This is a genomic window from Citrobacter sp. CF971 (assembly GCF_006385635.1).
In the GTDB taxonomy this organism is placed as follows: Bacteria; Pseudomonadota; Gammaproteobacteria; order Enterobacterales; family Enterobacteriaceae; genus Citrobacter; species Citrobacter freundii.
The window spans coordinates 1,236,177-1,257,376 of sequence record NZ_CP041051.1; the positions used below are offsets into that span (position 1 = coordinate 1,236,177).

21 protein-coding genes are annotated in these 21,200 nt (G+C 52.9%); 7 read left to right on the forward strand and 14 right to left on the reverse strand.

Features of this window, described 5'->3' with window-relative positions; translation table 11 throughout:
* The 5 genes from ribD to pgpA all read left to right on the forward strand — a co-directional run bounded on the left by ribD (position 1) and on the right by pgpA (position 3,655).
* On the forward strand, positions 1 to 1,104 hold the full coding sequence (ribD, locus tag E6P06_RS09345; RefSeq protein ID WP_003021573.1) for a bifunctional diaminohydroxyphosphoribosylaminopyrimidine deaminase/5-amino-6-(5-phosphoribosylamino)uracil reductase RibD: 1,104 nt from the start codon (positions 1 to 3) through the stop codon (positions 1,102 to 1,104).
* A 90-nt stretch (positions 1,105 to 1,194) separates the two neighbouring features.
* Complete coding sequence (gene ribE, locus E6P06_RS09350; protein WP_003021575.1) at positions 1,195 to 1,665, forward strand: 6,7-dimethyl-8-ribityllumazine synthase; 471 nt, start codon at positions 1,195 to 1,197, stop codon at positions 1,663 to 1,665.
* A 19-nt stretch (positions 1,666 to 1,684) separates the two neighbouring features.
* Positions 1,685 to 2,104, forward strand: a complete 420-nt coding sequence (gene nusB, locus E6P06_RS09355) for a transcription antitermination factor NusB (RefSeq protein WP_000801129.1) — start codon at positions 1,685 to 1,687, stop codon at positions 2,102 to 2,104.
* A gap of 77 nt (positions 2,105 to 2,181) precedes the next feature.
* A complete protein-coding gene (thiL, locus tag E6P06_RS09360) occupies positions 2,182 to 3,159 on the forward strand; it encodes a thiamine-phosphate kinase (protein ID WP_003835968.1) in 978 nt (325 codons plus the stop codon).
* Complete coding sequence (pgpA, locus tag E6P06_RS09365) at positions 3,137 to 3,655, forward strand: phosphatidylglycerophosphatase A (RefSeq protein ID WP_003021578.1); 519 nt, start codon at positions 3,137 to 3,139, stop codon at positions 3,653 to 3,655. Before thiL ends, pgpA begins: the two co-directional genes overlap by 23 nt.
* Positions 3,656 to 3,758: 103 nt before the next feature.
* Here the strand turns inward: pgpA and yajO are convergent, their stop codons facing one another.
* Genes yajO through xseB form a run of 4 tightly spaced genes read right to left on the reverse strand, consistent with a single transcriptional unit; the run spans position 3,759 to position 7,819 of the window.
* A complete protein-coding gene (gene yajO / locus E6P06_RS09370; protein WP_003847594.1) occupies positions 3,759 to 4,733 on the reverse strand; it encodes a 1-deoxyxylulose-5-phosphate synthase YajO in 975 nt (324 codons plus the stop codon).
* A gap of 56 nt (positions 4,734 to 4,789) precedes the next feature.
* Positions 4,790 to 6,652, reverse strand: coding sequence for a 1-deoxy-D-xylulose-5-phosphate synthase (dxs, locus tag E6P06_RS09375; protein ID WP_032936978.1), 1,863 nt, complete (start codon positions 6,650 to 6,652; stop codon positions 4,790 to 4,792).
* A 24-nt stretch (positions 6,653 to 6,676) separates the two neighbouring features.
* A complete protein-coding gene (ispA, locus tag E6P06_RS09380) occupies positions 6,677 to 7,576 on the reverse strand; it encodes a (2E,6E)-farnesyl diphosphate synthase (RefSeq protein ID WP_139935155.1) in 900 nt (299 codons plus the stop codon).
* A complete protein-coding gene (gene xseB, locus E6P06_RS09385; RefSeq protein ID WP_003021586.1) occupies positions 7,577 to 7,819 on the reverse strand; it encodes an exodeoxyribonuclease VII small subunit in 243 nt (80 codons plus the stop codon).
* A 196-nt stretch (positions 7,820 to 8,015) separates the two neighbouring features.
* On the opposite strand from xseB, the gene thiI reads away from it, so the two are divergent.
* On the forward strand, positions 8,016 to 9,464 hold the full coding sequence (thiI, locus tag E6P06_RS09390) for a tRNA uracil 4-sulfurtransferase ThiI (protein ID WP_003835961.1): 1,449 nt from the start codon (positions 8,016 to 8,018) through the stop codon (positions 9,462 to 9,464).
* A gap of 65 nt (positions 9,465 to 9,529) precedes the next feature.
* Here the strand turns inward: thiI and E6P06_RS09395 are convergent, their stop codons facing one another.
* From E6P06_RS09395 to panE, 3 genes are read right to left on the reverse strand one after another with little or no spacing between them, the layout of a single operon-like run.
* Positions 9,530 to 10,612 (reverse strand): hypothetical protein, encoded by a 1,083-nt coding sequence (locus tag E6P06_RS09395; RefSeq protein ID WP_032941217.1) that lies wholly within the window; start codon positions 10,610 to 10,612, stop codon positions 9,530 to 9,532.
* A gap of 32 nt (positions 10,613 to 10,644) precedes the next feature.
* Positions 10,645 to 11,235 (reverse strand): protein deglycase YajL, encoded by a 591-nt coding sequence (yajL, locus tag E6P06_RS09400; protein ID WP_003835959.1) that lies wholly within the window; start codon positions 11,233 to 11,235, stop codon positions 10,645 to 10,647.
* Positions 11,198 to 12,109, reverse strand: coding sequence for a 2-dehydropantoate 2-reductase (gene panE / locus E6P06_RS09405; protein WP_003021593.1), 912 nt, complete (start codon positions 12,107 to 12,109; stop codon positions 11,198 to 11,200). Before panE ends, yajL begins: the two co-directional genes overlap by 38 nt.
* Positions 12,110 to 12,283: 174 nt before the next feature.
* Between panE and E6P06_RS09410 the strand changes: the two genes are divergently transcribed.
* Positions 12,284 to 12,775: a YajQ family cyclic di-GMP-binding protein gene (locus tag E6P06_RS09410; RefSeq protein ID WP_003831002.1), complete on the forward strand. Its 492-nt coding sequence runs from the start codon at positions 12,284 to 12,286 to the stop codon at positions 12,773 to 12,775.
* Between the two features lie 80 nt (positions 12,776 to 12,855).
* Here the strand turns inward: E6P06_RS09410 and E6P06_RS09415 are convergent, their stop codons facing one another.
* The 7 genes from E6P06_RS09415 to ampG all read right to left on the reverse strand — a co-directional run bounded on the left by E6P06_RS09415 (position 12,856) and on the right by ampG (position 21,169).
* Positions 12,856 to 14,220, reverse strand: a complete 1,365-nt coding sequence (locus E6P06_RS09415; protein WP_139935156.1) for an MFS transporter — start codon at positions 14,218 to 14,220, stop codon at positions 12,856 to 12,858.
* A 221-nt stretch (positions 14,221 to 14,441) separates the two neighbouring features.
* On the reverse strand, positions 14,442 to 15,332 hold the full coding sequence (gene cyoE, locus E6P06_RS09420) for a heme o synthase (protein ID WP_003835956.1): 891 nt from the start codon (positions 15,330 to 15,332) through the stop codon (positions 14,442 to 14,444).
* 11 nt (positions 15,333 to 15,343) lie between these two features.
* Positions 15,344 to 15,673 carry a cytochrome o ubiquinol oxidase subunit IV gene (locus tag E6P06_RS09425; RefSeq protein WP_003021607.1) on the reverse strand — a complete coding sequence of 110 codons (330 nt, stop codon included), beginning with the start codon at positions 15,671 to 15,673 and terminating at the stop codon, positions 15,344 to 15,346.
* Entirely contained in the window at positions 15,673 to 16,287 is a 615-nt protein-coding gene (locus E6P06_RS09430) for a cytochrome o ubiquinol oxidase subunit III (protein WP_003831007.1), read from the reverse strand. Before E6P06_RS09430 ends, E6P06_RS09425 begins: the two co-directional genes overlap by 1 nt.
* Positions 16,277 to 18,268: a cytochrome o ubiquinol oxidase subunit I gene (cyoB, locus tag E6P06_RS09435; RefSeq protein WP_003021610.1), complete on the reverse strand. Its 1,992-nt coding sequence runs from the start codon at positions 18,266 to 18,268 to the stop codon at positions 16,277 to 16,279. The genes E6P06_RS09430 and cyoB overlap by 11 nt, the downstream gene beginning before the upstream one ends.
* 19 nt (positions 18,269 to 18,287) lie before the next feature.
* Positions 18,288 to 19,235, reverse strand: coding sequence for a cytochrome o ubiquinol oxidase subunit II (gene cyoA / locus E6P06_RS09440; protein WP_003021613.1), 948 nt, complete (start codon positions 19,233 to 19,235; stop codon positions 18,288 to 18,290).
* A 458-nt stretch (positions 19,236 to 19,693) separates the two neighbouring features.
* Positions 19,694 to 21,169 carry a muropeptide MFS transporter AmpG gene (gene ampG, locus E6P06_RS09445; protein ID WP_016149701.1) on the reverse strand — a complete coding sequence of 492 codons (1,476 nt, stop codon included), beginning with the start codon at positions 21,167 to 21,169 and terminating at the stop codon, positions 19,694 to 19,696.
* Between the last annotated feature and the right edge of the window lie 31 nt (positions 21,170 to 21,200).

Below are 21,200 nucleotides of genomic sequence, written 5' to 3' on the forward strand. Positions count from 1 at the left end.
ATGCAGGATGAATTGTACATGGCGCGTGCGCTGAAGCTTGCTGCGCGCGGACGTTTTACCACTCACCCCAACCCCAACGTAGGCTGCGTGATTGTGAAGGATGGGGAGATCGTCGGTGAAGGATATCATCACCGTGCGGGCGAACCGCATGCCGAAGTTCATGCTCTGCGGATGGCTGGAGAAAAAGCGCAAGGGGCAACGGCCTATGTGACGCTTGAACCCTGTAGTCATCATGGTCGCACGCCGCCGTGTTGCGATGCGCTGATTGCGGCGGGGGTATCGCGAGTGGTTGCGGCGATGCAGGATCCCAATCCGCAGGTCGCAGGACGTGGGCTCTACCGTTTGCAGCAGGCGGGCATCGACGTCAGCCACGGGCTGATGATGAGCGAAGTTGAGCAACTGAATAAAGGCTTTCTCAAGCGCATGCGTACGGGATTCCCGTATCTGCAGCTTAAGCTTGGCGCGTCGCTTGATGGCCGTACGGCGATGGCCAGCGGTGAAAGCCAGTGGATTACCTCACCACAGGCGCGCCGCGATGTGCAACGCTTGCGCGCGCAAAGCCATGCCATTTTAACCAGCAGTGCTACGGTGCTGGCAGACGACCCTCAGCTTACCGTGCGTTGGTCGGAGCTTGGGGAGTCAACTCAGGCGAGTTACCCGCAGGAAGAGCTGCGCCAGCCAATCCGCATTGTTCTGGATAGCCAGAATCAGGTCACGCCGGAGCATCGTATTGTGCAACAGCCTGGAGAAACCTGGATTGTCCGGACTGAAGACGACCCTCGTAGCTGGCCGGAGACGGTTCGTAGCCTGAAGGTGCCGGAACATAACGGGCATCTGGATCTGGTGGTGCTGATGATGCAACTGGGCAAACAGCAAATTAACAGTATTTGGGTTGAAGCAGGCCCAACGCTCGCGGGGGCATTATTACAGGCCGGTTTGGTCGATGAGCTAATCGTGTATGTTGCGCCTAAACTGTTAGGCAGCGATGCGCGAGGATTATGTGTGCTTCCAGGCCTTGAGAAACTGGCTGACGCACCCCATTTTAAATTCAATGAGATACGCCAGGTGGGCCCGGACGTTTGCCTGCATTTAACGACTGCGTGAGGCTTTCTGATTTAGAGGAAGCAGCGCACAGAATATTATGATAAAATCCGCCCCCCTTACGGGGCCATAAATCGAACCCGAAGGAAGAATATGAACATTATTGAAGCTAACGTTGCTACCCCGGACGCTCGCGTCGCCATCACCATTGCGCGTTTCAACAACTTTATCAATGACAGCCTGCTGGAAGGGGCTATCGACGCCCTGAAACGTATTGGCCAGGTTAAAGATGAAAACATTACCGTTGTTTGGGTTCCAGGTGCATATGAGCTGCCGCTGGCCGCTGACGCACTGGCAAAAACCGGTAAATACGACGCGGTAATTGCGCTTGGTACGGTGATCCGTGGCGGTACCGCGCACTTCGAATATGTGGCTGGCGGTGCAAGCAATGGCCTGGCGCATGTCGCTCAGGACAGTGGCATTCCGGTAGCCTTCGGTGTTCTGACCACCGAAAGTATTGAACAAGCCATCGAACGTGCTGGCACTAAAGCCGGCAACAAAGGCGCAGAAGCTGCACTGACTGCGCTTGAAATGATTAATGTATTGAAAGCCATTAAGGCCTGATTTTTGTAAGGGGAAATCCGTGAAACCTGCTGCTCGTCGCCGCGCCCGTGAGTGTGCCGTCCAGGCGCTCTACTCCTGGCAGTTGTCCCAGAACGACATCGCTGATGTTGAATACCAGTTCCTGGCGGAACAGGACGTTAAAGATGTCGACGTTCTGTATTTCCGTGAACTGCTGTCCGGGGTGGCGACTAACAGCGCGTACCTGGATGGATTAATGAAGCCTTACCTGTCTCGTCTGTTAGAAGAGCTGGGTCAGGTAGAAAAAGCCGTACTGCGTATTGCGCTGTTTGAACTGTCTAAACGTAGTGATGTGCCGTACAAAGTGGCCATCAACGAAGCGATTGAACTGGCGAAAACCTTCGGCGCTGAAGATAGCCATAAATTCGTGAACGGCGTACTGGATAAAGCAGCACCTGTGATTCGCCCCAACAAAAAGTAATCCCGAGGCCGGCTGGATGGTGGAACCTGTTTCCGCTGTCCCCGGCTTTTTCTTTTTTTTCTGCTGAGGCATAACGTATGGCATGCGGCGAGTTTTCCCTGATTGCCCGTTATTTTGACCGCGTAAGAACGTCTCGTCTTGATGTCGAAACCGGTATTGGTGACGACTGCGCACTCCTGAATATCCCTGAAAAACAGACGCTGGCGATCAGTACCGATACGCTGGTGGCAGGCAATCACTTCCTCCCCGACATTGATCCCACCGATCTCGCCTGGAAAGCACTGGCGGTGAATTTGAGCGATCTGGCGGCGATGGGGGCCGATCCTGCGTGGTTGACGCTGGCACTCACGTTACCTGACGTTGATGAAGCCTGGCTTGAAGCCTTCAGTGATGGCCTGTTTGAACTGCTTAATTACTATGATATGCAGCTGATTGGCGGTGACACCACGCGTGGGCCACTGTCGATGACGTTGGGTATCCATGGCTACGTTCCTGTAGGACGGGCCTTAAAACGCTCTGGTGCGAAGCCGGGGGACTGGATTTATGTTACCGGTACGCCGGGAGACAGCGCGGCGGGGCTGGCGATTTTACAGAATCGGTTGCAGGTTGGAGATGCAAAAGACGCAGACTATCTGCTTAAACGCCATCTGCGTCCCACGCCGCGTATTTTGCAGGGACAAGCCCTGCGCGATCTGGCCAGTGCGGCTATCGATATCTCCGATGGCCTGATTTCTGATCTGGGGCATATCGTTAATGCCAGCGGCTGTGGCGCGCGGGTTAACGTCGATGCGCTGCCTTACTCCACGGCATTCGCCCGGCACGTTGAGCCGGAACAGGCCCTACGCTGGGCGCTCTCGGGCGGTGAAGATTATGAGTTATGCTTTACCGTACCGGAAATTAACCGTGGTGCGCTGGACGTGGCGCTGGGAAATCTCGGCGCAGCGTTTACCTGCATTGGGCAGATGAGCGCAGACGTGGAAGGCATTCACTTTACGCGCGATGGAAAATCCGTCACGTTTGACTGGAAAGGATATGACCATTTTGCCGCGCCTTAAAAAAGATGTCGCCAAAAGCCGCCTGAGTATGCGCAATCCGTGGCACCTGTTAGCCACCGGTTTTGGCAGCGGGTTGAGCCCAATTGTTCCTGGCACGATGGGATCGCTGGCGGCGATCCCTTTTTGGTATTTAATGACCTTTCTACCGTGGCAGCTGTATTCACTGGTGGTGATGTTATCTATCTGTATCGGCGTTTATCTGTGCCATCAAACGGCGAAAGATATGGGTGTGCACGATCACGGTAGCATTGTCTGGGACGAGTTTGTCGGGATGTGGATTACCCTGATGGCGCTGCCGACCAATGACTGGCAGTGGGTTGCCGCCGGATTTGTGATTTTCCGTATTCTGGATATGTGGAAGCCGTGGCCGATTCGTTGGTTCGATCGCAACGTGCATGGCGGGACGGGGATCATGATCGACGATATTGTGGCCGGAATACTCTCTGCCGGAATTTTGTATTTTATCGGTCATCACTGGCCGGTAGGTATCATTTAACCCTTTTGGGGGGCTGTTGTAGGCCCGATAAGCGTCGCGCCATCGGGCAATCAGTGCCGGATGCGCTATGCTTATCCGGCCTACAATTAGCCATCGCCAATACTTATTTAAATCCCACCACAGGATGCTGTTTGTACGGCGTTTCCAGCTCGGCAATCTGCTCCGGCTTCAGCGTTAAATCCACCGCATTGAGCAACTCATCCAGCTGTTCCTCGCGCGATGTGCCGATAATCGGCGCTGCCACCCCCGGTTTGCTCAGCAGCCAGGCCAGCGCAACCTGCGCGCGCGTTACGCCCAGTTCCTCACTGACACCGGTCAGTCGTGCGGCAATTTGCGCGTCGTTTTCATCGCTCTCGTTGTACAAATTTTTACCGACTTCATCGGAAACCAGGCGTGCTGTCGTTTCTCCCCATGGGCGCGTCAGGCGTCCACGTGCCAGCGGACTCCAGGGGATCACTGCCACGCCTTCCTGATAGCACAGTGGCAGCATTTCGCGTTCTTCTTCGCGGTAGATCAGATTGTAGTGATCCTGCATGCTAACGAACTGCGCCCAGCCGTGTTGCTTCTGTAAGGCCAGCGCCTGAGCAAACTGCGAAGCGTGCATGGAGGAGGCGCCGATATAGCGCGCTTTACCGGCTTTCACGACGTCGTTCAGCGCTTCCAGGGTTTCTTCAATAGGTGTGTTGTAATCCCAGCGGTGAATTTGCAGGATGTCGACATAGTCCATACCCAGACGTCTGAGGCTGTCGTCGATTGAGCGCAGGATTTGTGCGCGGGATAATCCTTCTGCTAAATCATCAACCTGGTGAAAAACCTTGGTAGCGACCACGACATCTTCGCGGCGGGCGAAATCACGCAGCGCGCGACCGACAATCTCTTCGCTACTGCCAGCGGAGTAGCTGTTGGCGGTATCGAAAAAGTTAATGCCGCCCTCAAGGGCGTGTTTGATTATCGGGCGGCTGCTTTCTTCAGGTAGCGTCCAGGCGTGATTGCCGCGATTAGGCTCGCCAAACGTCATGCAGCCCAGGCAAAGGCGGGAGACCCGTAGGTCGGTTTTTCCTAAGATGTTGTATTTCATCAATCCACTCCTACTTAGCTCGTGATGAATTAAGCATAGCAGGAGCGGGGAGGGGTTTATGCCAGCCAGGCCTTGATTTTGGCCTCAATTCCGACGGCATTCAGACCCAGATCGGCGCGAGCTTCATCCTGAGTTCCCTGCGGGATGAAGAAGTCTGGCAGGCCAATGTTCAGCACCGGGACGGGCTTACGATGGGCCATCAGCACTTCGTTTACACCGCTGCCAGCACCACCCATAATGGCGTTCTCTTCAATGGTAACCAGCACCTCGTGTTGGGCAGCCATTTCAAGGATCAACGTTTCATCCAGGGGTTTCACAAAACGCATATCGACCAGCGTGGCGTTCATCGACTCTGCGACCTGAGCGGCTTCCGGCATCAGGGTACCGAAGTTGAGAATTGCCACTTTCTCCCCGTGACGTTTCACTATACCTTTCCCGATAGGCAGTTGTTCCAGCGGGGTCAACTCTACGCCCACCGCGTTACCTCGCGGATAACGCACGACCGTTGGACCGTCGTTGTAGTGATAGCCGGTGAACAGCATCTGACGGCATTCGTTTTCATCACTCGGGGTCATAATGACCATTTCCGGGATGCAGCGCAGGAAGGAAAGATCGAACGCCCCTTGATGGGTTTGTCCATCTGCGCCAACAATTCCTGCCCGGTCAACGGCGAACAGAACAGGCAGTTTCTGGATGGCGACATCATGCAGCACCTGATCGTAGGCGCGCTGCAGGAAGGTCGAGTAAATAGCCACGACCGGCTTATAGCCGCCAATCGCCAGACCGGCAGCAAACGTCACCGCGTGCTGTTCGGCGATCGCCACATCGAAGTAGCGGTCCGGAAACTTACGTGAAAATTCCACCATACCGGAGCCTTCGCGCATCGCCGGGGTGATTGCCATCAGCTTATTGTCTTTCGCCGCGGTTTCGCACAGCCAGTCACCGAAGATTTTTGAATAGCTCGGCAGGCCGCCGCTGCTTTTCGGCAGGCATCCGCTGGACGGATCGAATTTTGGTACCGCGTGGAAGGTGATTGGATCTTTTTCTGCTGGCTCGTAACCACGACCTTTTTTGGTCATGATGTGCAGGAACTGCGGGCCTTTCAGATCGCGCATGTTCTTCAGTGTGGTGATAAGCCCCAGCACGTCGTGACCGTCCACCGGACCGATATAGTTAAATCCCAGTTCTTCAAACAGCGTACCCGGCACAACCATGCCTTTGATGTGTTCTTCGGTACGTTTGAGCAGCTCTTTAATCGGCGGTACGCCGGAGAAGACTTTTTTCCCTCCTTCGCGTAGCGAGGAGTAGAGTTTGCCAGAGAGTAGTTGCGCCAGATGATTGTTCAGCGCGCCAACGTTCTCTGAAATCGACATTTCATTGTCGTTGAGGATAACCAGCATGTCGGGCTTAATATCGCCTGCGTGGTTCATCGCTTCAAACGCCATCCCGGCGGTGATAGCGCCGTCGCCAATCACACATACGGTACGACGTTCTTTGCCTTCTTTCTCAGCGGCAACCGCAATACCGATACCTGCGCTGATGGAGGTTGAAGAGTGCCCAACGCTCAGTACGTCATACTCGCTCTCACCGCGCCACGGGAACGGATGCAAACCGCCTTTCTGACGAATGGTGCCGATTTTATCACGGCGTCCGGTCAGTATTTTGTGCGGGTAAGCCTGATGTCCTACATCCCAGATTAACTGGTCAAACGGGGTATTGTAGACATAGTGCAGCGCGACGGTGAGTTCCACCGTGCCCAGACCAGAGGCGAAGTGCCCGCTGGAACGGCTTACGCTGTCGAGCAAATAGCGGCGCAGTTCGTCGCAAAGCTTTGGCAGGCTCTCTTTTGGCAGCAGACGTAACTCCTGGGTGGAGTCGACCAGCGCCAGGGTCGGGTATTTGGCTATATCAAAACTCATCGCAAGCTCATGGGATATGTTGGTTTATTTATCACGCTGGATTATGTAGTCCGCTAGCGCTTCCAGTGCCGAGGTATCGAGTGACTGTGCGGCCAGCAAACTTAGCGACTGGCGGGCATCCTCGATTAAATCCCGGGCTTTATTCTGGGCTTGCTCAAGACCCAGAAGTGCAGGATAGGTACTTTTGCCAAGCTGCTGGTCAGCACCCTGACGTTTACCCAATGTTGCAGTATCGCCTACCACATCCAGGATGTCATCCTGAACCTGGAAGGCCAGACCGATGCTTTCTGCGTATTTGTCGAGTATTGCCAGGCATTCTCGCCCTTTATCGCCTGCGCTTAATGCTCCCAGACGTACGGCGGCGCGAATCAATGCCCCGGTTTTATGGCGGTGAATACGCTCCAGCGCATCCAGCTCAACCTGATGACCTTCAGCTTCCAGATCCAGCGCCTGACCGCCGCACATACCGGCGATACCGCTGGCCTGAGCCAGTTCAGAGATCATCGCGATGCGGTCACGGTCAGATACTTCCGGCATTGGAACGTCGCTGATAATGGAGAATGCCAGCGTTTGCAGCGCATCTCCGGCCAGGATCGCGTTTGCCTCACCAAATTTTACGTGGCAAGTCGGCAGACCGCGGCGCAGGTCATCGTCGTCCATCGCGGGTAAATCATCGTGCATCAGCGAATAGGCGTGAATGCATTCGACGGCGGCAGCGGGAGCATCAAGCGTACTCAGGCTGACACCAAACATCTGACCGGTCGCATACACCAGGAACGGGCGCAGGCGTTTACCGCCTAATAATGCGCCATATTGCATGGTTTCGACCACGGGAGTGTTCTGAAAGGGCAGTGGCGCGATAAAACGGCTCAGTGCCTGGTTGGCCTGCTCAACGCAAGCCTGTAGCTGCTGCGTAAAATCCATTTACTCATTATCCGGTGTAAAAGGCGTAAGGGCCGCGTCTTCAGTATCTGACAGCAGGATTTGTACGCGCTGTTCAGCCTGTTGCAATTTGACCTGTCCTTGACGCGCCAACTGTACGCCGCGTTCGAATTCGTTCAACGCTTCTTCTAACGGCAGGTCGCCGCCTTCCAGACGGGTAACAATTTGTTCCAGCTCGCTCAGCGCGGTTTCAAAACTGGCGGGCGCTTCATTTTTCTTCGGCATAATGAATGTCTGACTCTCTGTATTGGCAGCACAAGACTATGGTAACGGACTCGCACTGATAAGCAAATAACGCGCAATGTGCACAGTAGCCGCGTGATGGTGATATACTTGCGCGCCTGGATGCAGTCGCGGGTATGGGCTGCTGTATTTTTTTCCATTACAAGTCATTCAGACTTGCCTAAGAACCATTGCCGCCATGAAGTTTATCATTAAATTGTTCCCAGAAATCACCATCAAAAGCCAATCTGTGCGTTTGCGCTTTATAAAAATTCTGACAGGGAACATTCGTAACGTTTTAAAGCACTATGATGAAGACCTTGCCGTTGTCCGTCACTGGGATCACGTTGAGGTTCGCGCTAAAGATGAAAGCCAGCGTCTGGACATTCGCGACGCGCTGACCCGTATTCCGGGGATCCACCACATTCTCGAAGTAGAAGACGTGCCGTTTACCGATATGCACGATATTTTCGAGAAAGCACTGGTGCAGTATCGCGATCAACTGGAAGGTAAAACCTTCTGCGTACGCGTTAAGCGTCGTGGTAAGCATGAGTTTAGCTCCATTGAGGTGGAACGTTATGTTGGCGGTGGACTGAACCAGCATATTGAATCCGCGCGCGTGAAGCTGACGAAGCCGGACGTGACGGTTAATCTTGAAATCGAAAACGACCGTCTGTTGCTGGTTAAAGGCCGCTATGAAGGTATTGGCGGTTTCCCGATTGGTACGCAGGAAGACGTACTGTCGCTGATCTCCGGTGGTTTCGACTCCGGCGTGTCCAGCTACATGCTGATGCGTCGCGGCTGCCGCGTGCACTACTGCTTCTTCAACCTTGGCGGGGCAGCGCATGAAATCGGTGTTCGCCAGGTGGCGCATTACCTGTGGAATCGCTTCGGTAGTTCGCATCGCGTGCGTTTTGTTGCTATCAACTTTGAACCGGTGGTCGGTGAGATCCTGGAGAAAGTTGATGACGGCCAGATGGGCGTGGTTCTCAAGCGTATGATGGTTCGCGCGGCGTCGAAAGTCGCTGAGCGCTACGGCGTACAGGCGCTGGTAACCGGTGAAGCACTGGGCCAGGTGTCCAGTCAGACGCTGACCAACCTGCGTTTGATCGATAACGTATCAGACACCCTGATCCTGCGCCCACTTATCTCCCATGATAAAGAGCACATCATCAATCTGGCGCGTGAAATTGGCACCGAGGATTTTGCTCGTACCATGCCGGAATACTGCGGTGTAATTTCAAAAAGCCCGACGGTGAAAGCGATCAAATCGAAGATTGAGGCCGAAGAAGAAAACTTCGATTTCTCTATCCTCGATAAAGTGGTTGAAGAAGCGAATAATATTGATATTCGCGATATCGCCCAGCAGACGCAGCAAACCGTGGTAGAAGTGGAAACCGTGAGCGGTTTCGGCCCGAACGATGTGATCCTGGATATCCGTTCTGTGGATGAACAGGATGATAAACCGCTGAAGGTTGACGGCGTGGACGTCGTTTCTCTGCCGTTCTACAAGCTGAGCACCAAATTCGGCGATCTGGACCAGAGCAAAACCTGGCTGCTGTGGTGTGAACGCGGGGTGATGAGCCGCCTGCAGGCGCTTTATCTGCGCGAGCAGGGCTTTGAGAACGTGAAGGTGTATCGCCCGTAATTGAGTAAACACCGTGTTGTAGGCCGGATAAGGCGGTTACGCCGCCATCCGGCAATGCAACGATATTATTCAAAACGCACAGGAAGCGTCTTCCCGTTCGACTCCCAGACGCCTTGATAGACACCGTCTTTTAACTCCAGCGTTATCTTCTCTTGCGCTTGTTCAGCAGCAGATGTCTTCAGTTCATAATGTTGATTGTCGGCTGTATCGCATTTGCCGGTTAATTCAATCGGTGCGCCAAATTTCTGGTAAAAGTAAGCCCCTTCAAAAAAATCACCGTATTTGCAGTCCACCTTCAACACAATACGCATGCTTTTTCCCAGCGTGCCGTACATGACTTTGCCGTCAATGCCGGGCGCTGGCGAAACCTGTGTTGTACTCTTTGCTCCAGTCAGATACTGGCCGTACGGCGTGAGCCGATTTTGCAGTTCCGCGGTTGGAATTTTCGTGGTGAAATCACCCAACTCGTCGAGTGCGCGGCTGGCGTGGTTGCTACAGCGTCCGTTCAGGAAGGCCAGATGGTCTTTTTGCAGGGAGAATTTGTCGATGTAGTACAAACCGTCGGTGTAGGTTGCGCACGATGCGTAGAATTCGGCGTAGTTAAAAACTTCACCTTTCTCTTCTTTTATTTGTTCTGGTGTTTGCGATTTATGCGCATCAACAAATGTGTCGATTTGGCCACGGATATCTTTTCTGATGCGAGTATTTAATTCGGCCATCGTAGAACGGGAAAAGAGGTCGTTGAGGGTAATTGCCGCGCCGTTGGCTAAATCGAAGCTGAGCGGTACATTGTACGATTCGCAATACGCTCCGCAGCCTTCGACAAACATATTCATGGTCAGGATTTTTTCGTCGCGAAATTCAACCGTGTAGTTAAGGTTTGCGGTGGGATTCATGGCTGATTTCGCAAACTGGTTTACTGTGGCCTGCGGAGTATTACCCGGTAGCTGATTGATAAAGGTTGCGAAAATATAATCGTTAATACGTTTCGCAACCTTGGGGTTATCCGTCGAGGAAAACCATGGCACGCGATATTGCATTTCAGTGCTTCCGGGATAGCGATACTCAATACTCTTTATGTCGAGTTGCGTCGCTGTGGCATAACCGGAAAGGAGCAATAAAGCCACTCCACTCAGATATCCTTTCATTATGATTCCTTATAAGGGAGTGGCCTGAAGATTTACTCGTAGTAGTTATAGATTCCCGCTGCCATCACCAGTTGTGATGCAACTTCGTAAGCCTTTTCACGACTGACCAGAAGATCAATGATTTTCAAACCGAAATCGATTGAGGTTCCCGGTCCCTGGCTGGTTAACAGGTTGACGCGCGGATCCCATACGACGCGCTTGTCCTGCCATTGATCAGCGGGGATTTGGTCTTTCAGCGCCGGGTAGCCGGTCATGTTGCCGATGGGAAAAATGTCGTGTGGGACGAGGACGGTGGCAGCCGCGGCACAGATTGCCGCGACAATGCGTCCGGAGCGATGAAACTGCTTCACGGTTTCGACCAGCAGAGGGCTGTCGCGAAAACACTCGGCGCCTTTAATACCGCCCGGCAGTACGATAATGTCGAAATCGCCGTCAGCAACTTCGACTAATGGCGCATCCGCCAGCAGTTTCACACCGCGCGAGCACACGATCGTCAGGTTGCCATCGCTGGCGACGCTGGCGGTTGTGACCTTAATTCCGCCGCGAACCAGTAGATCGATAGTAGTAACCGCTTCGGTTTCTTCACTACCAGGGGCGAGACATACCAGTGCTTGAGCGCTCATACTCACTTTCCTTTCTTTTAACCATTTCAAACAGGCGGGCATTTTCCGGAACGGCGATGCCGTGCGCGCGTGCACGTTTTAACAAATAACCGGTAATGTAGTCGATCTCGGTATGACGCATGGCGCGAATGTCCTGCAGCATAGATGAGATATTTTCCGCCGTACTGTCAATCACTTGCTCGACATAATAGCGTAAATCATCCGCTGATGTGTGGTGGCCTTCGCGTTCGATCACCGCTGCCACTTCCTCACAGATGAGCGCTATTTTTTCAGGATGATGGCGTAGCTCACCGTTTGGGCAATCCCATAATGCGGTCAGCGGGTTAATGACGCAGTTGACGGCCAGCTTGCGCCACAGCTCGGCGCGAATGGTGTTGTGCCAGGCGACGTCCGGCAGCACCTCTTGCAGGGTTTCAGCCAGATAGCTGAAATCGCCGTCTTGCTCACGCGCCGGCCCAATACGCGTTGTTCCCTGAGCGACATGAATGATGACGTTCCCGTCACGGCGTGCTGCGTGGGTGGTGGTACCCATCAGCAAGGGTTGCTTAATGTTATGTAACTCTTCAATCGTTCCCATGCCGTTGTGAATAAGCAGAATGGGCGTGGTTTCAGGCAGAATTGCAGACAGGCCTTTTACCGCATCAGAAACTTGCCAGGCCTTCAGGGTGACAAGCAGCAGGTCGCTTTTTGCCAAAAAGTCGGGGTCGTTTGCCGTCAGGGATTCATTAAAAACTGAGCCATCCGTGTCGATCAGGTTTACGCTGCAGTAGGGTTGCGGTACGCGCAGCCACCCTTGCACCTCATGTCCATGTTTGCACAGCGCTGTAAGCCATAGCTGTCCTAACGCTCCACATCCCAGTACGGTAATTTTCATTCTTCCTCCTCACCTGCAACAGCACCAGGTGTTAATCCATATCGACCGCACCCTATTATTGTTCGCAGATGTCGCTACCACGTACAATGAAAGGATACAGCCTAGTATAGCGCTGTCTGTTGAGTAACTTTGCAGGTATTATGCTTCGCATCAAAAATGAAGGGAGAGGAAAAGATGCCATCTTTCGATATTGTCTCTGAAGTTGATCTTCAGGAAGCCCGTAACGCGGTGGATAACGCCAGCCGTGAAGTCGAGTCACGCTTTGATTTTCGTGGCGTTGAAGCCACTTTTGAGCTGAATGAGTCAAATAAGACGATTAAGGTGCTGAGCGAGTCTGATTTTCAGGTTAATCAGCTGCTGGATATTTTGCGTGCCAAGCTGCTGAAACGCGGTATTGAAGGCACCTCGCTGGACGTACCAGAAACTTTCGTGCACAGCGGTAAAACCTGGTTTGTTGAAGCTAAGCTGAAGCAGGGCATTGAAAGCGCGGTGCAAAAGAAAATCGTTAAGCTGATCAAAGACAGCAAGCTGAAGGTGCAGGCGCAGATTCAGGGTGAAGAAATTCGTGTGACCGGTAAGGCGCGTGACGATCTGCAATCCGTCATGGCGCTGGTTCGCGGTGGTGATCTCGGCCAGCCGTTCCAGTTTAAAAACTTCCGTGATTAAGTCGTAATGCCTGATCCGGCCTACAGGTCGCACACGCTATTTGTAGGCCGGACGAGACGTTAGTTACCATCCGGTAATCATCACGTCTGGCTGATGGTCTGCTCAACCTCAAATCGATTGGTGACTTTGCTGTCGATTTTCACGTAGGCCGAATGCTCTTTCGCCACAATTAACACTTCGCTTATCCCTTCTTTCGCCAGCAGACGCTGCTTTAGCGTGTCATCTGCGGCAATTTCTGGTGGAATTTCCACACGCAGGCTGCTGACATACGGCGGCTCTTTCATTGTGCTTGCCACAATCAACCAAACTGCCGCCAGCAGCGCACCGGCCAGAAATACGGCCTGACCATCAAACATTTCAACCACCCAACCGCCGAGCGAACCGCCAATCGCCACGCCAAGAAACTGGCTGGTGGAGTAAACACCCATTGCCGTGCCTTTGTAACCCGCAGGCGATTCTTTGCTGATAAGCGAGGGGAGGAGAGCTTCCATCAGGTTGAAGGCGAGGAAGAAAATCTGCACCCCCGCAATCAGGCCCCAGAAACGCACGTTAGCGCTCCACAATACAATCTCTGCAATAAGGATCAGTAACACGCAGGCGAGGAACACGCGTTTCATCTTGCGCTTCACTTCGGCGTAAATGATGAACGGCACCACGGAAACAAAGGATAGCAGCATCGTCACCAGATAAATTTTCCAGTGTTCTGCGGCGGGGAAACCGGCTTTCGCCAGTTGTCCTGGTAACGCGACGAAAGTGGACATCAGCAAAATGTGCAGGCACATAATGCCGAAATTGAGCTTCAGCAGTTTGGGCTCCGCCAGCACTTTGCTGAAGCTATCTTTTACCATGCCCGATTCACGGTTTAGTACGTGGCTGGTGCTATTGGGAACGACCCAAATGGTCAGCACGATACCCGTGGTAGCAAGGGCGGCAATCATCCAGAACAGCGCGTGGAGCCCCAGCGCATGGGTAACGATTGGCCCCAGCACCATCGCAATGGCAAAGGTGATACCAAAGCTGACGCCGATAAACGCCATCGCTTTGGTGCGGTTTTGCTCGCGGGTTAAGTCGGAAAGCAGCGCCATCACGGCCGCGGCAATTGCTCCGGAACCTTGCAATGCGCGACCAAGAATAATGCCCCAGATTGAATCGGAGAGGGCAGCAATCACGCTGCCGAGAACGAATACCGCCAGTCCGCCGACAATAAGCGGCTTACGACCAATGCGGTCAGAGAGCAGACCAAAGGGGATCTGGAAGACGGCTTGCGCCAGGCCGTAAATGCCGATGGCAAGGCCAATCAACGCTTCGCTGGCGCCCTGTAGCGCCATACCGTACGTGGTCAGAACCGGTAGAACCATAAACATGCCAAGCATGCGCAACGAGAATACGGTCCCTAAACCCCAGGTGGCGCGCAACTCACCGGGCGTCATTTTGTAATCGTTCATTCCCACCTCTGTATTAATTTCGCGCCTAGTGTAAAGCGCTAAGCAGGCTGGGTAAATATGCGCTTTATTAACAAATGTTGGGGTTGTGAGGGGAGTCGGCTGGAAACGAAAATGCCGGATGACGATACTCACGTATCTTATCCGGCCTACAAGCAATGTGCTTTTTTGTAGGCCGGATAAGGCGTCAGCCGCCATCCGGCATAGAAGATGTGACGATTAACTTACCAGACGTAAGTCAGCAGGTTCTGCGAGTTTGGCACCATAAAGTCGACGGACATCATCACGGAAAGCGCGGTAATGGCGATGATGGAGAAACCGAACAGCTTGCGCGCCCAGACTTTGTCATCTTCCACTTTATAACCGCGCAGCGCCATGCCCAACCACCAGACGCTCACCGCCGCAGCAACAATCAGGTATTTATAACCTGCATAGCCGCCCAGGGTTAGCATCAGCGTGGCGATAGCAAATGCGATGATATACAGCGTGATATGGTTTTTCGCGACTGAAATGCCTTTCACCACCGGCAGTACTGGGATGTTGGCAGCCTGATAATCCTTAAAGCGGAAAATCGCAATCGCGTAAGAGTGCGGCATCTGCCACAGGCTGAAAATAGCCAGCAGAATCAGCGCACCGCTATCGAACTCACCGGTTACGGCGCAGTAGCCAATCACCGGCGGCGCAGCGCCGGAGAGTGAGCCAATCAGCGTGCCATAAACGGAATGGCGCTTCATGTACAGGCTATAGACGCCCACATAGACCACGAAGCCCATTACCCCCAGCCAGCAGGCCAGAGGGTTCGCGCCAAACCACAGCAGCATAAAGCCAGCAATACCCAGCAGGGTGGCGTATACCAGTGAGACCGCAGGGGAAATCAGACCTTTAACCAGCACGCGGTTTTTGGTCCTCTCCATCTTCCTGTCGATATCCCTGTCGATGTAGTTGTTAAATACACAACCCGACGCCACAACCAGTGACACCCCAACCAGCGTGTAGATAAACAGGGGATAATCAATGCTGCCTTTCGAGGCCAGCAGGAACCCCCCAATCACCGAGATCAGGTTGCCAAAGATGATGCCTGGTTTCGTTACTTGCAGGTATTGCTTAAACATCATAATCGCCGCTCTTAGTGCATCATCATGTTGTAGTTAAGGTTCCACATAATCCAGATGGAGCCCACAACCAGGATGGCGATGATTAGCACAGTAAAGACAAAGGCCGTCATGTTCCAACCTTCATCAGATTTGCTATTCATGTGCAGGAAGCACACCAGGTGCACCAGAATCTGTACCACTGCCATTGCCAGAATAGTTCCCAGAATGACGGCCGGAGAGGCAGAACCTGTCATCACCATCCAGAACGGAATGACCGTCAGGATGATCGACAGGATAAAACCTGTCATGTAGGTTTTTACGCTGCCATGGGATGCGCCGCCGCTCTCGTTAGCATGACTCATTACATCGCCCCCATCAGATAAACAACAGTGAACACACAGATCCATACCACATCCAGGAAGTGCCAGAACAGGCTCAGGCACATGATGCGGGTACGGTTAGTACTGGTCAGGCCGCGACGAGCGACTTGCACCATCAGAACCGCCATCCAGATAAGACCGGAGGTGACGTGCAGACCGTGCGTGCCGACCAGCGCGAAGAACGCAGACAGGAAACCGCTACGATCCGGGCCCATGCCGTTAACAATCAGGTGATGGAATTCATAGAGTTCCATCCCGATGAATCCGGCACCGAACAAGAAGGTCAACGCCAGCCAGGAGATAACCTGGCTCTTGTTGTTCTTGTACATGGCAATCGCTGCCATGCCGTAAGTAATGGAGCTGAATAACAGCAGGAATGTTTCAACCAGAACGAACGGCAGTTCAAAAATGTCTTTACCTGTTGGGCCACCTGCGGTGCCGTTCACCAGAACGGCATAGGTTGCAAACAGAATAGAGAACAGAATGCAGTCGCTCATCAGGTAGACCCAGAATCCGAAGATCTTGGTCTGGCCTGCATCGTGGTGCCCGTGTTCGTGCGCGTGGGCAGTCGCGTGCGTTAAAGTATCAGTTGCCATTTTTCAGCCCTGCCTTAGTAATCTCATCGAAATGCTGGTTTTCCAGTTTTTCGACTTCCGGGACCGGCACGTAGTAATCGACGTCTTCATCAAAGCTTTTCACAATCCAGCTGATGATCATGCCTGCGAAGCTTGCAATCGCCAGCCACCAGATATGCCAGATCATGGCGAAACCAAACAGTGTTGCGAAGGCGGTAATGACGATACCGGCACCGCTGTTCTTCGGCATATGAATTTCTTCATAGTGCGCAGGCTGCTTGTACGCTTCACCTTTTTCTTTCATTTCCCAGAAGGCATCACGCTCGTGAACGTGCGGCACAACGGCAAAGTTATAGAACGGAGGCGGGGAAGAGGTTGCCCACTCCAGCGTACGACCACCCCATGGGTCACCGGTCAGGTCACGGTTCTGCTCGCGGTCGCGAATAGAAACGTAGATCTGAATCAGCTGGCACAGGATACCCAATGCAATCAGCGCGGCACCGCAGGCGGCAACGACCAGCATCGGATGGAACTGTGGGTCAATCTGCTGGCTGAGACGACGGGTCATACCCATGAAGCCCAGCACGTACAGCGGCATAAATGCCACGAAGAAGCCGATGATCCAGAACCAGAATGCGCGCTTACCCCAGGTTTCGTTCAGCGTGAAGCCAAACGCTTTTGGCCACCAGTAGGTCATACCTGCGAAGCAGCCAAATACGACGCCGCCGATGATAACGTTATGGAAGTGCGCAATCAGGAACAGACTGTTGTGCAGTACGAAGTCTGCACCCGGAACCGCCAACAGTACGCCGGTCATGCCGCCAACTGAGAAGGTCACGATAAAGCCAATCGTCCACAGCATCGCTGAGTGGAATACGATACGGCCCTGATACATGGTGAACAGCCAGTTGAAGATCTTCACCCCTGTCGGGATGGCGATAATCATGGTGGTAATACCGAAGAAGGCGTTTACGTTAGCGCCTGCACCCATGGTGAAGAAGTGGTGCAGCCAAACAACGAACGACAGAACGGTGATACACACGGTTGCCCACACCAGCGAGGTGTAACCAAACAGACGTTTACGTGAGAAGGTTGCTGCGATTTCGGAGAACACCCCGAAGACCGGCAGAACCAGGATATACACTTCCGGATGGCCCCAGGCCCAAATCAGGTTGATGTACATCATCATGTTGCCGCCCATATCGTTGGTAAAGAAATGGGTACCCAGATAGCGATCCAGGGTCAGCAACGCGACGGTAACCGTCAGGATTGGGAAAGAGGCGATAATCAGGATGTTCGCGCACAGAGACGCCCAGCTGAATACCGGCATCTTGAACATGGTCATTCCTGGTGCACGCATCTTAATGATGGTCACAAAGAAGTTGATACCGGTCAGGGTTGTACCAATACCGGACAACTGGACTGCCCATATCCAATAATCGACCCCGACGCTTGGACTGTACTCTATTCCCGAGAGCGGCGGATACGCCAGCCAACCGGTCTGCGCGAATTCACCCACGCCCAGAGACAGGTTAACCAGGATTACGCCGACAACGGTGAACCAGAAGCTCAGGTTGTTCAGGAACGGGAATGCAACGTCACGTGCACCGATCTGCAGTGGAACCACCAGGTTCATCAGACCGATAACAAATGGCATTGCCACGAAGAAGATCATAATCACGCCGTGAGCCGTGAAGATCTGGTCGTAGTGGTGAGGTGGCAAGAAGCCCGCTTCACCTGCAGAAGCCAGCGCTTGCTGACTACGCATCATGATGGCGTCGGCAAAGCCACGAATCAACATGACGATTGCAACAATGACATACATGATGCCAAGGCGTTTGTGGTCAACCGAAGTCAGCCACTCTTTCCACAGGTAGGTCCACTTACCGAAGTAAGTGATTAGGCCCAGTAAGGCCGCACCACCGATGATAATGGCAGCGATCGTAACCATGACAATGGGTTCATGGAACGGCACTGCATCCAGCGTCAATTTTCCGAACATCGTATTCTTCCTCGGCCCCTTAGTGAGCGGATTCCGCGTGGCTCATGTCCATGCCTTCCATGCCTTCGTGTGCGTTGTGCTCACCTTCGGGTTGGGTCATGTCCATGCTCTTACCGTGAGCCATAAATTTGTTAATAACATCTTTAAACAAATCGGGTTTCACGTTGGAGAAGTATTCCACCTGGTTGTATTCGCTTGGCACAGCCACTTTCTCGAACGCAGCCATGTCGCTCATGGTGTTCGTGGACTGTTTAGCTTTAGCAACCCATTGGTCGAATTCGGCGCGGTCCTTTGTTGCGATAGCCTTGAACTTCATACCGGAGAAGCCTGGTCCGCTATAGCTTGCGGAGATACCATCATAAGTACCGACTTCGTTGGCGATCAGATGCAGTCGAGTCTGCATACCGGCCATGGCATAAATTTGGCTACCCAGACGCGGGATAAAGAAGGAGTTCATCACGGAGTTGGATGTCACTTTGAACTCAACCGGAGTATTCGCCGGGAAGGCGATTTCATTCACGGTAGCGATACCTTGTTCCGGATAGATGAAGAACCATTTCCAGTCCATGGAAACCACTTCGATGGTAATGGGCTTCTCGTCATGCGCCAGCGGTTTGCTTGGCTCAAGAGCGTGAGTGGTTTTCCAGGTCAGAACGGCAAGGAAAATGATGATTAAGATCGGCACCGTCCAGACCACAGCTTCCACTTTATTGGAGTGTGACCAGTTCGGGCTGTACTTCGCATCTTTATTGCTTGCACGATACTTCCAGGCAAAACCAACAGCCATCAAGATGGCAGGAATAACGACAATCAACATCAGGCCAAATGCCGTCAGTATCAGTGAACGTTGTTCCAGTCCAATCTGTCCTTTAGGGTCAAGCAGCGCAGAATTACAGCCACTGAGTAACGCAGTGCCTGCAATTAATGACAACCATCCCAAACTTTTATTGTATTTCCTGAGTCTCATTTAACGACCTCAATTCCACGGGACCGGGTGGCGTTTAAAGTGTGAGGGCATTTTACGGGAAGGTTACATTACTGTAAACATCCTTGGATCTGTGTTACTGGGTTCTGCCGTGCATGTCACATATGTTGCAATATATGTCGCTTTGACTTTAAGAACCTGTTGCAACATCACGTTATAACGAAAGCAGGCAGGTAGGGGACAGGCTGAGGGCAATTGGTATAACCAATACGAAAATAAAACAATTGTTTAACAATTGATTATCAATAAAAAGACAATTTGGGAACAAAAAATAAATCTGTAGTGGCTGAATCGAGTAAGGAAAATAAAATATATAAAAGGCGTCAATAATTTCCAAATTCTTTGGCGCACAAAATAACAAATATTATTTTTATCAATTGTTGTTTATTTAGCCGTTATAATTACGCAAGGTGATTACAACGGCTTATTAATACGGTTTTTTATGCCAGACGGTTTTTGCGCAGAGCCAGATAATCCAGCAATCCGCCAAAAATCACCCCGCAGACCGCGACCGCCACCGAGACTTCAAGCAGTTCCGGCAGGAAGGAGAAGTTGGTGTAATCCAGCGCATTCATGGTTAACAGCAGCAGCCAAGCCAGCAGCAGGCAGCAGCCTACTACCAACGTCATTAATGCCAGACTGTACGCTCCACGAAATTCCGTACGCGGAATAAAGCTTTCATTTTGCCAGCTATGTTCCAGGGTCTGGCGACATACCAGCAGCAGTATGAGGCCGGGGATCGCGGCAAACACGGAGAACAGATAAAACGTCGGCCAGCCGTGTGCTTCGACAAACCAACCCGCCACCGGGCCAACATAAACGCGACCAACGGCTGAAAGCGCGGATAGCAGGGCGAACTGGGTCGCTGAGAAGGACTTATTGCACAGCGTCATTAATAAAGCGACAAACGCCGCTGTGCCCATTCCGCCACACAGGTTTTCAAAGAAGACGGCAGCCGCCATACTGAACATGTGTTTGTCAGTGATGGACAATAGCCAGTAGCCTGCATTTGACGCCCCTTGCAGAATGCCAAATATCAGCAATGCGCGGAACAGCGAAAGGCGCTGCATCAGGATCCCGCCGTACAATGCACCAACGATGGTTGCCAGAAGCCCGAGCGTTTTATTCACCACACCAACCTCACCCGCATCAAATCCAACGCCGCGGATCAAAAAGGTGGTGGTCAGGCTCATGGCGAAGGCATCCCCGAGCTTATACAGCACAATAAGCAGCAGGATAAGCCAGGCGTTGTTACGACCAAAGAAGTCGCGCAGCGGAGCCGCAACCGCCTGTTCCAGCGTTTTAGGTACCGGAATGGTGTCAGTCGGTTCAGGTGCTAACAGGGTGGCGATGATACAAGGAATCAACAGCGCTGCCATCAGCCAGTACATCCCTTGCCAGCCCAGCCAGCGATCGGCCATCCACAGGGCCAGTCCGCCTGAAACCAGCATCCCTAATCGATAGCCCAGCACGCTGATAGCAGCGCCGGTGCCGCGCTCTTCTGCGGGCAACACGTCGGTTTTCCAGGCATCAAAGACGATATCCTGCGAGGCCGAGCAAAAAGCGATCACCACTGCGAGTGCGGCCATCCAGCGTAACTGTGTGCCAGGCTCCAGAAAGCCCATCGCGGCGATAGAAATTAACAACAGCACCTGGGTCGCCAGCAGCCAGCCGCGACGTCGACCTAAAAACGGTGGCGTGTAACGGTCCATCAACGGGGACCAGAGAAACTTAAATACGTAGGCCTGACCTACCAGGGAAAAGAAACCGATGGTTTTAAGATCGATATTCTCGACCGTCATCCACGCCTGAAGCGTACCGGAGGTGAGTGCGAGCGGTAAACCGGAGGCGAACCCCAGAATAAGCAGGATAGCTGAGCGTGGTTGCTGAAAAATACGTAAGTAATGACTGGACATGGGCTTCTATAGGCCCGACGAACGCCGGGCC